This is a genomic window from Comamonas odontotermitis, assembly GCF_020080045.1.
GTDB lineage: Bacteria > Pseudomonadota > Gammaproteobacteria > Burkholderiales > Burkholderiaceae_C > Comamonas > Comamonas odontotermitis.
Window position 1 is genome coordinate 2190547 of the sequence record NZ_CP083451.1, and the last position, 14011, is coordinate 2204557.

Genomic DNA, 14011 nt, shown 5'->3' on the forward strand with positions numbered 1-14011 from the left:
ACCATGACCAATCCATTGCTCGACTTCAGCGGTCTGCCCCGCTTTGACCAGGTACAACCCGAACACATTGCACCCGCCATCGACCAGTTGCTGGCCGAAAGCGAAACCGCCCTCAAGACGGTGACGGCGCCGGATTTTCCCGCGCAATGGAGTGAAATCGCCAAAGTGCTGGATGTGACGACCGAGAAGCTCGGCCGCGCCTGGGGCATGGTGGGCCACCTCAATTCAGTGGCCGACACGCCCGAACTGCGCGCAGCCTACAACGCGGAAATGCCCAAGGTCACCGCGTTCTGGACGCAACTGGGCTCGGACGAGGCACTGTACGCCAAGTACAAGGCCATCGATCCCGCCACCTTGAATGCAGAGCAGAAGCAGGCCTGGGACAACGCCATGCGCAACTTCGTGCTCGGTGGTGCAGAGCTGCAGGGCAAGGCACGCGACGAATATGCTGCATTGCAAGAAAAGAGCGCCCTCGCCTGCCAGAAGTACAGCGAAAACGCCATGGATGCGACCGACCAGTTCGCCTACTATGCAGCGCTGGAAGAACTGGATGGCGTGCCACAGGATGTGATAGCCGCAGCCCGGGCGGCCGCCGAAGCCGACGGCAAGGACGGCTACAAGCTGACCCTGAAGATTCCCAGCTACCTGCCCGTGATGCAGTTTGCCAAGAGCAGCGCACTGCGTGAGACGCTCTACCGCGCCTACACCACCCGTGCCAGTGAATTTGGCGATGCCAAGCTCGACAACACGCCGCTGATGGTCGACATCCTGAAAATGCGCGAGCAAGAAGCGCATCTGCTGGGGTATGCCAATTTTGGCGAGCTCTCCGTAGCGCCCAAGATGGCCAAATCATCGCAACAGGTGCTGGACTTCTTGCAGGAACTGGCCAGCAAGGCCAAGCCCTTTGGCGAAAAGGACGTGCAGGACCTGCGCGAGTACGCCCGTACGGAGCTGGGCCTGGCCGACCCGCAGGCCTGGGACTGGGGCTATATCGGCGAGCATCTGAAGGAAGCGCGCTATGCCTTCAGCGAGCAGGAGCTCAAGCAATACTTCCCTGCCCCCAAGGTGCTGGCAGGGCTGTTTCGCATCGTCGAGACCCTGTTTGGCGTGCAGATCAGGCGGGACTTGGCCCCCGTGTGGAACGAGGCAGTGCAGTTCTACCGCATCGAGCGCAATGGCGAACTGGTAGGCCAGTTCTACCTGGATCCTCCTGCGCGCAACGGCAAGCGCGGAGGCGCATGGATGGATGATGTGCGCACCCGCTGGCTGCGGCCGGACAACGGGCAGTTGCAGACGCCCATTGCCCACCTGGTATGCAATTTTGCTGCCGGCGTGGACGGCAAGCCGCCGCTGCTCACGCATGACGATGTCATCACCCTTTTCCACGAAACCGGCCATGGCCTGCACCACATGCTCACCCAGGTGAACGAGCGTGATGTCTCGGGCATCAGTGGCGTGGAATGGGATGCCGTCGAACTCCCCAGCCAGTTCATGGAAAACTTCTGCTGGGAGTGGGAAGTGCTGCGCCACATGACCGCCCATGTGGACACCGGCGAGCCGCTGCCACGCGCGCTGTACGACAAGATGATTGCAGCCAAGAACTTTCAGTCGGGCATGCAGACCCTGCGCCAGATCGAGTTCTCGCTGTTTGACATGCGCATCCATACCGAACTGCAGGGCGACGGCATCCATGCCGACGCGCTCTATGGTGTGATGCACGACGTGCGCCGCCAGGTGGCCGTGCTGCCCCAGCCTGCATTCAACCGCATGCCCAACACCTTCACGCATATTTTTGCAGGCGGTTACGCTGCGGGTTACTACAGCTACAAATGGGCAGAAGTGCTGAGCGCCGACGCCTTTGCGGGCTTTGAAGAAGCCGCCAAGGCCAAGGGCAGCAGCGACGTTGTCGATGCTGAGGTGGGCCAACGCTATCTGCACGCCATTCTGGAAGCAGGCGGCAGCCGCCCGGCGATGGAATCGTTCAAGGCCTTCCGGGGACGCGAGCCGCAACTGGACGCCTTGCTGCGCCACCAGGGCATGCAGGCAGAGGCCGCCACTGCCTGAGAGCGTTGCCCCTTGCACTGAAAACCCAGCCTCGCAGCGGCCAACCAGTGGCAAGCTGCGAGGCTTTTTCACAACGCAGACGTGGTATCCGGCCCGCGCAGGCCGGTGCCCTTGTCTCTGTTGCACTCTGCAATGGAAGCCATGCCTGTTTTGGGCATAATGGGCTGGATAACACGACAATGAACCGAGGGATCACTATGCAGATGAAAGCCTTTGCCACCACCGCCGCAGCGATTGCCGGCGCCTTGATGGTGTTCGCAGCCAGCCCGGCTGCGGCCCAGAAGGTCTACCGCATTGTGGGCCCGGACGGCAAGGTCACGTTCTCGGACCGGGCGCCTTCCACGGATACGCCGTCGCAATCGGTATCGGGAGCTACCAGCGCAGAATCTGCCGGTCCCAACCTGGCCGGCCTGCCACTGGAGGTCAAGCAGGCCGCCGGCAAATACCCGCTGACCCTGTATACGTCCAAGGATTGCAGTGCCTGCGATGCAGCACGCAGCTACCTGCAAGACCGTGGCGTGCCATACACCGAGAAGACGGTCACTTCGAACGACGAAATCGTTGCGCTCAAAAAGCTCAGCAGTGCAGACAGCGTTCCATTTGCCACGCTCGGCGGCCAGCACCTCAAGGGCTTCAACAGTAATGACTGGAGCGCATACCTGGATGCAGCAGGCTACCCCGCCAAATCGCAGTTGCCTGCCAGCTACCGCCAGGCAGCTGCCACGCCCCTGATTCCCAAGATGATCAAACCCGCTGCTGCCGCTGGCAATGGCGCCGCTGCGCCCGATGCCGCAGCGCCTGCGGGCGGCAATTCTGTCGTGCCGCAACGGGTGACGCCGGAGAACCCGACCGGAATCGTGTTCTAGCCCTCTTCTGGTCCAGCAAAAAGCCTGCTTGCGCAGGCTTTTTTTCCATGTCGGCAGCGACAAGACAGCTGCCACAACAGTCCTCAGGCAAATTCCAGCGTCTCCACGCCCTGTTCGGTGCCCAGCAGGCACACTGCAGCCTTCTGGTGGGCAAACACCCCGACGGTGATGACACCGGCCCATTGGTTCACTTCTGTCTCGAATGCCAACGGGTCCGCAATCACAAGGCCCGTCACATCCAGGATATGCTGGCCGTTGTCGGTCACCAGCGGCTGGCCGTCCTTCATGCGCAAGGTGGCAGTGCCTCCCTTGGCGGCAAAGTGGCGGGCAATCTGCGCGGCAGCCATGGGAATCACCTCCACCGGCAGCGGGAATACGCCCAGCGTCTGCACGCGCTTGGATGCATCGGCAATGCAGACAAAGCGCTCGGCCAGCGACGCAACGATCTTCTCGCGAGTGAGCGCCGCGCCGCCACCTTTGACCATATAGCCCTGGTGATCGATTTCGTCCGCACCGTCGATATAGACAGCCAGGTTGGTCACCTCGTTCGCATCGAACACCTGGATGCCCAGCGCCTGCAGGCGCTCGGTACTGGCGACCGAGCTGGACACCGCGCCAGGAATCTGGTCTTTGATCGTGGCCAGGGCATCAATGAATTTATTGACCGTGGAGCCGGTGCCCACGCCTACAATCTCGCCCGCCACCACGTATTGCAGGGCCGCGCGGCCGACTTCGGCCTTCAATTCGTCTTGAGTCATGTTGGTGCTGTCAGATCAGCGAAAATACAAACAATTGCGCAATTATCCCATCCCATGTCCCTGATCCCCTATTCCCTGTCCCGAGCCATCCTGTTTGGCATGCAGCCCGAGGCTGCGCACGACTTCACCATGGACATGCTGGCCAAGGGCCAGAACTCCCCCTTGGCCTGCGCCTGGCGCCAGACACGGGTGTCCGATCCGGTGACCCTGGCGGGCCTGAACTTCCCCAACCGCGTCGGCATGGCTGCGGGGTTGGACAAGAATGCACGCGCCATTGACGGGTTGGGCGTCATGGGATTCGGCTTTGTCGAAGTGGGCACGGTCACCCCGCTGGCCCAGCCGGGCAACCCCAAGCCGCGCATGTTCCGCATTCCCGAGCGTGACGCCCTCATCAACCGCCTGGGTTTCAACAACGGCGGACTGGAGGCCTTTATCGCCAATGTGAAAAAGGCGCAGTTCCGCAAGCAGGCCAACCCGCTGCTGCTGGGCCTGAACATTGGCAAGAATGCCGCCACCCCGATGGAGGAGGCCACGCGCGACTACCTCCAATGCCTGGACGCCGTCTACCCGCACGCCGACTACATCACGGTCAACATCAGCTCGCCCAATACCAAGAATCTGCGCGCGCTGCAAAGCGATGAAGCGCTCGATGCCCTGCTCTCTGCTCTGGTGGCACGCCGCGAACAACTGGCACGCGAGCACGGCAAGCACAAGCCGGTGTTCCTCAAGATCGCGCCCGACCTGACGGACGAACAGGTCGCCGTCATCGCAGCCAGCCTCAAGGCCCACGGCATGGACGGCGTGATTGCCACCAACACCACCATCAGCCGCGACGCAGTGCAAGGCCTGCAGCATGCGGAAGAAGCCGGTGGCCTGTCGGGCCGCCCGGTGTTCGAGGCGAGCAATGCCGTCATTCGCCAGTTGCGCGCAGCGCTCGGGCCACAGTTCCCGATCATCGGCGTGGGCGGCATTCTGAGCGGTGCCGACGCGGTCGAAAAGGTCAAGGCAGGAGCCGACGTGGTGCAGATCTACACCGGGCTGATCTACAAGGGCCCGGCCCTGGTTCCCGAGATTGCCCAGGCGCTCAAGGCAGAGGGCGGACAGGGCTAGGAACGTGTTTACGATATCTACGCAGCCGCGACAGTGGGCTTGCGGGCGGTCTGCGTTGTTGCAAATCCTCGCAATAGCGGGGCTATTGCTGCGGTATTGCGCTTAGCAGCCCATCCCTAGCCGGGCGCCCCGCAAGCCCACTGTCGCAGCGCGAGGAGATCGTAAGCAGGTTCTAAGCCTGCTCCACCTCGCGCACCGCTTGTGCGAGGCGCTCCACCCCCTTCGCAATCACTTCGGGCTGCAGCAAGGCGTAACCCATGACCAGCCCGCAGGGTCTGGGCAGCGCCCGGTCCGGGGCCTGGGGGTGGAACAAGGGGCTGAGCGGATGGACTCGCACGCCCCGCCGCTGCGCCGCAGCCACCAGGAGCGGCTCTGCGCTTGCCGGCAAGGAAGGCAGCCACACCACCACATGCAGCCCGCTCGCGGCGCCCTGCACCTGCGCCTTGGCGCCCAGATGGCGCTGCAATGCCTGCAGGAGTGCCACCTGGCGTGCCTGCTGCAGGCGGCGCATGCGGCGTACATGTCTGTCGTAGCTGCCGTCTTCCAGCAGCAGCGCCAAGGCACGCTGAACGCCAGTGGCTGCATGCCGGTCGGTCACGCGCTTGGCTGCGGCGAAGGGCTCGACCAGTGCAGGCGGCAGCACCATGTAACCCAACCGAAGCTGGGGTGAAAGCGTCTTCGAGAAGGTGCCCACATGGACCACGCAGCCATGCGCATCCAGCGACAGCAGCGTGGCCTCCGGGCGCACGGCATAGCGGTACTCGCTGTCGTAATCGTCTTCGACGACCCAGGCCTTGCTGCGCACCGCCCAATCCAGCAACTGGCGCCGCCGGCCAATGGGCAAAAAGCCTCCCAGCGGAAACTGGTGCGTAGGCGTCACATAGGCCAATTTGGCATGGCCCAGGCTCTCCAGTCCATCGGTCACCGCGCCGTGTTCGTCAATGCCCAGAAAACGCAGCCGCGCGCCATAGGCTTCAAAGGCATGGTGCGCCATCCGATAACCCGGGTTTTCGACCACCACAGGGTCACCCGGGTCCACAAACAGTCGCGCGCACAGATCCAGGGCCTGCTGCGAGCCGCTCACGATCACGATCTGCTCGGCACTGCAGGCGAGGCCCCGCGCACGGCTCAAATGGGCCTGCAAGGCCGTGCGCAACGCAATGCTGCCGCGCGGATCGTCATACTCCAGCCGGTTGCTGCGCTGGCGCTCAACTGCACGCAGAGCATTCATCCAGGCCAGAGTTGGAAAATCGCCGCCCGACAAGGGGCCGTAGACAAAGTCGATGTCCTGCTCACCCTCTTTCGGGCTGGGCGTTGCCAGCCCGAGCGCGGCAATGCGTTGGCCAACAGCCGACAGCGGCCTTGCCGGGTACGTGGGCATGGCAGCCACCGGCACTGACCGCGGCGAATTTACCGTCGCAGCCGCGCCGCTCGCCACACGGCTGGCTGCCCCCGGCCGGGTTTCGATAAAACCATCGGCCGCGAGCTGCTCATACACCAGCGTGACCGTGGCTCGCGATAGCCCCCGTTCAGCCGCAAGCGCACGGGTGGATGGCATGGGGGCACCCACGGCATAGGTGCCATCGGCCATCCGCGTCCGGATTTCTTCATACAGCGCCCGGCTCAATCCAGGACGCCGATGGTGCGAAGGGTTCATCAACTGGTATGGCAAATATTCAGAAAACTGGCTATTTTATGCATACCACAAATGCGGCACAGTGGCGTTTGGCCGCTTCAGTCCGGCATTTTTTCAAAGAACTCCATGTACCTCCCACCCGCTTTTGCCGAAACCGATGTTCAGGAACTCCATCGCATCATCCGAGAGAATGCCCTGGGCATGCTCATCACCCATACCGCCAACGGGCTGGAAGCCAACCATCTGCCGCTGCTCCTTGACGACAGCACGCTGATTGCCCACGTTGCGCGCGCCAACCCTCTCTGGCGCGAGGTGCGCGATGGCGAGGGGGTGCTGGTAGTGTTCCGTGGCGCGCAAGGCTATATCTCACCGAACTGGTACCCCAGCAAGCACGAGACGCACCGGCGCGTCCCCACCTGGAACTACGAGGTGGTGCATGCCCATGGCACCATCCATGTACGCGACGAAGAAAAATTTGTGCGCCGCGTGGTGGGGCTATTGACCCGCCAGCACGAAGCGGGCCAGCCCAAGCCCTGGAAGATGGCCGATGCCCCTGCCGATTTCCTTCAGGAGCAGCTGGGTCACATCGTGGGCATCGAGATCCGCATACAGCGCCTCGAAGCCAAGCGCAAGCTCAACCAGCACCACACAACACCCGACCGGGAAGGCGCCATTGCCGGGCTGGAATCACAAGGCAACCACGCCCTGGCCCAAGCCATGCGAGGTACCGCCTTGCCACCGGGATAAACCCGTTCAAGATGGGTGCAGGAGTTCTCGCACGATGTTGCGCCTGGGAGAACTAACTGGCAAGGACCTTTGGCGTTATGCGGGCACTTCGTAGGTGCGCGTGGCTGTATTGGGCTTTGTTGCAAAAATCGCTCGGAGGTGGAGCTTCCCCAAACCCCAGACGCAGTTATGCCATGGCCACCGTTTGGAGCGTGCCCACTTCGATGAATTGATTAAGGATGGACGCCCGGATGTTGAACTCGGCCACCTGCCGTTCGAACGTCCTGGCTATCACTTTCTCGCCCACGCGCTTGAAGCAGTTCATCTTCGTCTCCATGAGTGACCTGCGGTGGCAGCCGCTCCAGCGCTTCCAAATAGCCCGGCCTAGCTGCCTGCACGCTTTGACCGCTTCGTTTCGATGTTTAGGCTTTCCACTCGCCTCCGCCCCAAGAACTTGGTGCCTGTGGAGTCGGCAAGCAAATGCAGGCCATTGCGGCTTAGACGGTAGTGCACCTGAACATCAAGACTTTTCTGCCTGCGGCACACCGTGCTGTAGTCGGGCGCTGATCAGAGTAGGCGAGCCATTTTGAGCAGGGATTGCACCATCCCCAATGTCTGGCGCAGGGGCTGTCCAAACAGGCATTTGATAGTCAAGCAGAACTGGATGGCCACACCTGAGAACGTCTGACGACGCCCGCGCTTGCCGCTGGGCGGGGCCAACCACTGCATGTCCTCGTCCAACCAGATGGTCAGGTTGCCTCTGGCCTTCAATGCTGCGTTGTATGCCTTCCAGTTTGTGGTGCGGTACTTGCGCCGTCCCCATTTCGGTCATTCATCGGGCGAGGCTACCGCATCTGTGTGCAGGATTTATGCAACAACGCCCGTGTCCGTGTCCGTGTCCGTGTCCGTGTCCGTGTCCGTGTCCGTGTCCGCACCTAGTATTCATTAACCATTTCCACAACATGTTTCCAGCCATTTCATATCAATTCTTATTTTGAAGATTTAATTTAATAAATATATACATCAACATCTCTCCTTTGATGTAGTCTTGCAGAACCGAATTAAATTCAAGTAAAACCCCTACTTAACCCGATATTCACACTCATCTATAAATCAATAATTTTTTAGAAATAAAAATTATGACATAAACAGACAGTCAATTAATTAAATTAGATTTCAAGACAATGGCTTAATGAAATATAATTTTTTAGAAATAAAAACCCCCTGATGAATTTCCATATTTTAGATTGAGGAATTATGTTAACAAAGCAAACTATTTTTTCACTATCAACCGGCTTATTTATGCTTGGCGCCCAAGCTCAATGCACAGGAGATATGTATGTAGCAAGAGAAGCAGCCTCGGGAACTGGTTCACGTCTGAACTTGGTTGATACGAGCGTATATCCAGTTACTCTAAGCCCTATAGGTTCAGCAATAAGCTTCTTCTACAATGCAATGGGTCGCCACCCCGTCTCTGGAGATCTTTATGCATTGAATCAAAGTAGTAATTTCCGCCAACTCATACGCATCGACTCAGCCACAGGTGCTACTACCACCTTGGGTCTGGTAACTGGCCTTGCCAATACCGAACACAATGCAGGTACTTTTGATGAAGCTGGCTCGTATTGGGTCAAACAGACTGGCAACAACAGAACGCTTTACCGTATCAATAACGTTCTCACTGCTTCTACAGCTAGCCCTGCTAGCGTAGCTGCAACGGTGACATTGAATCGTGACATCCTTATTGCCGACATGGCATTTGTTACAGGTGAACTTTTTGCCGTCACTAATGACGGGCAGTTGGTAAAAATCGATGTAAACAGCGGCGTTGTTACCGATATAGGTTCTGCAGACACTTCCGGCCGGATTTTTGGCTCACAGTTCGGCGCACCCAACGGACTATACGGAGCCTCCAACGCCGGAGAAGGCCTGTACCGCATTGACACAACAACAGGAGTCCAAACGCGGGTTTCCGCATTAGGCAGCAGCGACAAGAATGATGGCGCCAACTGCCCGCAAATGCCCATTCTCTTCTCGGCTGATTTGGCAATTACCAAGACGGATGGCAACGTGGAATACACCCCCGGAGCCCCTGTTACCTACACCATCGTAGCGCGCAACAACGGCCCGCATGATGCTTACGGCACCAAGGTAAGCGACCTGCTGCCTGCAGGCATAACCACCGCCAACTGGACCTGCACGCCTTCCGGTGTCGGTGCCTCCTGCACCACCAGCGGCACGGGGGCAATTAACGACACGGTGAATTTGCCGCGTGATGGCTCGGTCACCTACACACTGACCATGAATGTGCCTGCCAATTTCACTGGCAATCTGGCGAATACGGCTACAGTGACTGTTCCGCCATTCATTGAGGATCCCAATCCAAGCAACAACACAACCACCGATACCGACAATTCGCCGACAACGGCTGACCTAGCAATTGTCAAGACAAGCAATAGCCCTGTGTACACGCCGGGTAGCTCACTGGTCTACACCATCAACGTCTCCAATACAGGCCCCGCTGCAGTCAGCGGAGCGACCGTACGGGACCTATTACCTGCAGGCATTACCACTGCAAACTGGAGCTGCGTTCCAGGCCTTGGTGCGGCCTGCACAGCCAGCGGCACAGGTGCCATCAATGATTCGGCAGTTACCCTGCCCGTTGGCGGAAGCGTAACCTATACGCTGTTTATGTCTATTCCCGGTGGTCAGACGGGTAGTTTGGCCAATACGGCGACGGTGGAGGTACCTGCTGGCGGCCCTACCGACCCCAACCCATCGAACAATACCTCTACATCTACCACTACGCCCTCTGCAACGCCACCGCGCTCCTCTGACCTGATGGTAACGAAAACGAGCACCACCACAGGCTCCTATACGGCTGGTGGGACTGTGACTTACACGATTGTCGCCAGCAACAACGGCCCAGATGCAACAACCGGGGCAGTGGTATACGACGCACTGCCTACCGGTATCACCGGAACCTGGACCTGCGTGGGAAGCGGCGGCGGAAGTTGTACTGCAACTGGTACCGGCTCCATCAATGATACGGTTAACCTGCCTGTAGGCGCCAAAGCTACATATACACTCATTGCCAACGTGCCTGCGAATTTCACAGGTGCGCTGGTCAACAATGTTCGCGTCGTGACAACCGATGGTGCTGATTCAGTACCAGGCAACAATACGGCCTCACTCACGATTCCCGCCCCCACTCAAGCGAACCTGGGTATCACCAAGACTGATGGCAAAAGCAGCTACACACCCGGCACCAATGCGGTGTACACCATTGTGGCAACCAACTACGGCCCAGCTGCTGCCACCGACGTTACGGTAAGCGACCCACTGCCGGCAGGCATCAGCAGCGCGAACTGGACTTGCACCGCTGTAAACGGCGGCACCTGCACGGCCAGCGGCTCGGGTGCACTTAACGACAGCGTGAATCTGCCTGTTGGGGCCAGCGTTACCTACACACTGAGCATGGCCGTGCCTGCCACCTTCACCGGCGACCTCGTAAACAAGGCCTCTGTGAAACACTCGGCAGGAGGAGGACTGACCGACCCAGACCCCTCCAACGATACCGCTACCGACACCGATACCCAAACCAAAGAGCCCTCCAAGGAGCCGGCTCCTGTACCTGTGGGTGGTACGGGATTGTTGCTGGTATTCATGGGTCTGCTTGGCACGGCCATAATGAGCCGCCGCCGCAGTTGGTAAAGAGAATAGGTTTATATAGCCCTCGGCACCAAATTGCCCAGCGCAAGGCACACGGCATTGCTACAGCAAGCGGTGTGCCTTGTTACTTAGAACTTTCCACAAGTGCGCGCAGGCATGCCCAGTTTCATCAATAGGCGCGCATCGGCATCTGCCTCCGGATTGCCGGTGACCAGCAGCTTGTCTCCGTAGAAGATGGAGTTGGCACCTGCCAGAAAGCACAGCGTCTGCACTGCTTCCCCCAATTGCTGGCGGCCTGCCGACAGACGCACGCGGGCTTTGGGCATCAGAATGCGGGCAGCAGCAATCACCCGCACAAAGTCCAGCGGATCCACTGGATCGCTGTCGGCCAGCGGCGTACCCGGCACGCGCACCAGGCTGTTGATGGGCACGGACTCCGGATAAGGCTCCATATTGGCCAACTGGGCAAGCAGGCCTGCACGATGCACAGGCGCCTCCCCCATACCCACAATGCCGCCGCAGCAGACGCTGATTCCGGCCTCGCGCACTGCAGCCAACGTGTCGAGCCGGTCCTGGTACTGGCGGCTGCTGACCACATCGCTGTAGTACTCGGGCGCGGTATCGAGGTTGTGGTTGTAGTAGTCCAACCCCGCCTCTCGCAAGGCCTGCGCCTGGTGTGGGGCCAGCATGCCCAGGGTGGCGCAACTTTGCAGGCCCAGGCCCTTGACGGCCGCAATCAGCTCGCCCACTTTCTCGATATCGCGGTCCTTGGGAGCGCGCCATGCGGCACCCATGCAAAAACGGGTGGCACCTGCATCCTTGGCGGCCTGGGCTGCAGCAGTCACCTCGGCAACGCTCATCAGCTTCTCGGCCTTCACCCCGGTATCGAACTCTGCCGACTGCGGGCAGTAGCCACAGTTCTCGGGACAACCTCCCGTCTTGACGGACAACAAGGTCGCCAGCTCCATATCGCCTGCAGGCCAATGCGCACGGTGAACCGTCTGCGCACGGTACATCAGCTCCGTAAATGGCAATTCCAGCAGTTCCTGCACGGCCTGCACAGGCCAGCGCTCTGTTGCGGTCGGTTGTGCCGGCTTTGCAGCGGGGTGCCAGTGCACGGCGGTGGTGACAGGTGCCGATCCGGAAAAATGAGATGGGCTGGACATGGGGCTCCTCAATCAAGGCCAAAGCCGATCTGGCCTGGCATGGAGCCCATTGTCTGCACAAGCGGCGCCAATCCCAAGCGCACGGCGCGCCCTGCGGGAAGCAGTTTTGGCAGATATCCAGATGCAGCATATTTGTATGCAGATAGACGCCCATAGCCTGCACGAAGACCGCAAGATATTGCAAACTGCGCCAATCACCCTTCAATTTTCTGCAAATCACGGTAGCGCTGCGCCTGTACTGCGGTCCGTTACTAACAACTTGGTGGCATTTGACGTGGTTTGCCCAAGAGAATCGGGCGCTGCTGGATGAAATGACGCAGAAGTGCTGCAGCTGCCGCAACAGGACTGGCAGGATTTGGGAGCTTTTAGCACCACGGAGATGTATTCAATCCCGAGTGACATATGTGGGTATTCCGGACCGAGCGCAGGAAAGCGCTGCACCGGCCAGAAGTACGGCGCTTGAAGTGTTCACGGAAGTCGGCCCACGATGTATTCCGTGGGCCGTGGCAGGTGGCGCGATGTGGGAGTGTTCCCGCTAGGGAACCTCTGCAAAACCCTCGCCAGATGGGATGGACGCGGATCGGAATGAGCCGCAAGGCGTCTTTTGAAGGCAATAGCCGTAGCTATTGGCGAGGAAGACAACGCAGCGGATCGCCCGAGACCGCGTTCAGACCACGGCAGGGAGTTTTGCAGAGGTTCCCTAGGGCGAGGCGTGGGCCGCCTCGTCCTGCAACTCTTCAAAGAAAACGAGGCGATTGCCAAACGGGTCAGCAATGCGCAACTCCTGCATGCCCCAGGGCATGCGCTCCAACCCCGGCTTGGCATTGCGGTAGTTTTTGGCCAGCAAAGCCTGCTGGAAAGCCGCCAGCCCCGGCCATTCAATGCGCACATTGGCGCCAGGGCTCCCGTCCCCATGGTGCTCGCTCAGGTGCAGAATGCAGAAGCGACCGTCCTGCCCCTTGAGGCTCAGTTGCTGGTAGAGCGGAAAATCGTCACCGAAACGGTGTGTCCAATCCTGCGAAAAGCCCAGGAACACCTGGTAAAACTCGACAGCCTTGGCCTCGTCAAAACTGCGCAGCACGGGAATGATGGGGTTGCTCAGCATGGAAAAACCTTGGTTCGCTATCACTTTTGACATGCTGGCGCCCTATGAACAAGCGCCAGCGCAGGATGGAGCAAAGCCCCCTTCGATCAGCCCAGTGCAGCAATGACCTCCGGAGGCGCTTGCACCAACTCGATCAGCACTCCTTCACCGGCAATGGGAAACTCATCATTGCTCTTGGGATGCAGGAAAGTGATGTCGTAGCCTGCAGCCCCCTTGCGGATGCCACCCGGTGCAAAGCGCACGCCATTGGCACTGAGCCATTCCACGGCGACAGGCAGATCATCGATCCACAAACCGATGTGGTTGAGCGGCGTGGCGTGCACGGCAGGTTTTTTCTCGATGTCCATGGGCTGCATGATGTCCACTTCCACCTTCATCGCGCCTTTGCCCATGGCCAGAATGTCCTCATCCACATTTTCTCGCTCGCTCTGGAAGGTGCCAGTCTGCTCCAACCCCAGCATATCGACCCAGAGCTTTTTCATGCGCCCTTTGTCGGTACCACCGATGGCAACCTGCTGAATCCCCAGAACCTTGAACGGACGCGCTTGTGACATGTGTATGTATCTCCTTGAACAATCCACGGCACAACCCTTGGTTGCGCCGACGCCACCATTGTGCCAAGGCTTTGCTGTCACCTGGTGGACTGCGTACCCAGGAGCCCATTCAAAGCCCACGCCCAGGGGGTCTCCAGAGGAGAGACACCGCAATGAATCAGTGGAAATCGGGGCCTCGCCCGGTGCTGCTTTTTGTAAGAATCGAAAACCAATTACATTTATTGAAAAAATAGTATTAGGCTATCTATAGAATATTGGCCATGGGTTTCTGATATGAAGCCCGACTTGATTTGCAACCGTAGTACTTGAAAACCTCCACTCCATGCAAGGCAAACCCACCTGTCAATGCTCTCA

Annotated in this window: 10 protein-coding genes and 1 pseudogene; 5 read left to right on the forward strand and 6 right to left on the reverse strand. The window is 59.4% G+C overall.

The window, feature by feature from the left end; genetic code table 11:
• Window positions 1–3 precede the first annotated feature (3 nt).
• Both LAD35_RS10130 and LAD35_RS10135 read left to right on the forward strand, forming a co-directional pair.
• Complete coding sequence (locus tag LAD35_RS10130) at window positions 4–2064, forward strand: M3 family metallopeptidase (protein ID WP_224152537.1); 2061 nt, start codon at window positions 4–6, stop codon at window positions 2062–2064.
• Window positions 2065–2261: 197 nt separating this feature from the next.
• Complete coding sequence (locus LAD35_RS10135; RefSeq protein ID WP_224152538.1) at window positions 2262–2930, forward strand: glutaredoxin family protein; 669 nt, start codon at window positions 2262–2264, stop codon at window positions 2928–2930.
• A gap of 83 nt (window positions 2931–3013) precedes the next feature.
• On the opposite strand, the gene rpiA is transcribed toward LAD35_RS10135, so the two are convergent.
• A complete protein-coding gene (rpiA, locus tag LAD35_RS10140; RefSeq protein WP_224152539.1) occupies window positions 3014–3688 on the reverse strand; it encodes a ribose-5-phosphate isomerase RpiA in 675 nt (224 codons plus the stop codon).
• A gap of 54 nt (window positions 3689–3742) precedes the next feature.
• Between rpiA and LAD35_RS10145 the strand changes: the two genes are divergently transcribed.
• The gene (locus LAD35_RS10145) at window positions 3743–4798 is read left to right on the forward strand and encodes a quinone-dependent dihydroorotate dehydrogenase (RefSeq protein ID WP_224152540.1); all 1056 of its coding nucleotides are present in this window, start codon (window positions 3743–3745) and stop codon (window positions 4796–4798) included.
• A 172-nt stretch (window positions 4799–4970) separates the two neighbouring features.
• Here LAD35_RS10145 and pdxR read toward each other — a convergent pair whose 3' ends face one another.
• The gene (gene pdxR, locus LAD35_RS10150) at window positions 4971–6455 is read right to left on the reverse strand and encodes a MocR-like pyridoxine biosynthesis transcription factor PdxR (RefSeq protein ID WP_224152541.1); all 1485 of its coding nucleotides are present in this window, start codon (window positions 6453–6455) and stop codon (window positions 4971–4973) included.
• 105 nt (window positions 6456–6560) lie between these two features.
• Between pdxR and LAD35_RS10155 the strand changes: the two genes are divergently transcribed.
• Window positions 6561–7181: an FMN-binding negative transcriptional regulator gene (locus LAD35_RS10155; protein ID WP_224152542.1), complete on the forward strand. Its 621-nt coding sequence runs from the start codon at window positions 6561–6563 to the stop codon at window positions 7179–7181.
• Window positions 7182–7347: 166 nt separating this feature from the next.
• Here LAD35_RS10155 and LAD35_RS10160 read toward each other — a convergent pair.
• Window positions 7348–7931 (reverse strand): annotated as a pseudogene (locus LAD35_RS10160) (transposase).
• A 486-nt stretch (window positions 7932–8417) separates the two neighbouring features.
• Here LAD35_RS10160 and LAD35_RS10165 point away from each other — a divergent pair.
• Window positions 8418–10874, forward strand: a complete 2457-nt coding sequence (locus tag LAD35_RS10165) for a DUF6923 family protein (RefSeq protein WP_224152543.1) — start codon at window positions 8418–8420, stop codon at window positions 10872–10874.
• 86 nt (window positions 10875–10960) lie between these two features.
• Here LAD35_RS10165 and bioB read toward each other — a convergent pair whose 3' ends face one another.
• The 3 genes from bioB to LAD35_RS10180 form a co-directional block, all read right to left on the reverse strand.
• Window positions 10961–11998: a biotin synthase BioB gene (bioB, locus tag LAD35_RS10170; protein WP_224152544.1), complete on the reverse strand. Its 1038-nt coding sequence runs from the start codon at window positions 11996–11998 to the stop codon at window positions 10961–10963.
• A 700-nt stretch (window positions 11999–12698) separates the two neighbouring features.
• The gene (locus LAD35_RS10175; protein WP_224152545.1) at window positions 12699–13103 is read right to left on the reverse strand and encodes a glyoxalase superfamily protein; all 405 of its coding nucleotides are present in this window, start codon (window positions 13101–13103) and stop codon (window positions 12699–12701) included.
• Between the two features lie 86 nt (window positions 13104–13189).
• Window positions 13190–13657: a VOC family protein gene (locus tag LAD35_RS10180; protein ID WP_224152546.1), complete on the reverse strand. Its 468-nt coding sequence runs from the start codon at window positions 13655–13657 to the stop codon at window positions 13190–13192.
• Between the last annotated feature and the right edge of the window lie 354 nt (window positions 13658–14011).

Coding starts and splice junctions, on each gene's coding strand:
- LAD35_RS10130 (WP_224152537.1), top strand. CDS start 4: ATGACCAATCCATTGCTCGACTTCAGCGGTCTGCCCCGCTTTGACCAG.
- LAD35_RS10155 (WP_224152542.1), top strand. CDS start 6,561: ATGTACCTCCCACCCGCTTTTGCCGAAACCGATGTTCAGGAACTCCAT.
- LAD35_RS10135 (WP_224152538.1), top strand. CDS start 2,262: ATGCAGATGAAAGCCTTTGCCACCACCGCCGCAGCGATTGCCGGCGCC.
- LAD35_RS10175 (WP_224152545.1), bottom strand. CDS start 13,103: ATGCTGAGCAACCCCATCATTCCCGTGCTGCGCAGTTTTGACGAGGCC.
- LAD35_RS10180 (WP_224152546.1), bottom strand. CDS start 13,657: ATGTCACAAGCGCGTCCGTTCAAGGTTCTGGGGATTCAGCAGGTTGCC.
- pdxR (WP_224152541.1), bottom strand. CDS start 6,455: ATGAACCCTTCGCACCATCGGCGTCCTGGATTGAGCCGGGCGCTGTAT.
- LAD35_RS10145 (WP_224152540.1), top strand. CDS start 3,743: ATGTCCCTGATCCCCTATTCCCTGTCCCGAGCCATCCTGTTTGGCATG.
- LAD35_RS10165 (WP_224152543.1), top strand. CDS start 8,418: ATGTTAACAAAGCAAACTATTTTTTCACTATCAACCGGCTTATTTATG.
- rpiA (WP_224152539.1), bottom strand. CDS start 3,688: ATGACTCAAGACGAATTGAAGGCCGAAGTCGGCCGCGCGGCCCTGCAA.
- bioB (WP_224152544.1), bottom strand. CDS start 11,998: ATGTCCAGCCCATCTCATTTTTCCGGATCGGCACCTGTCACCACCGCC.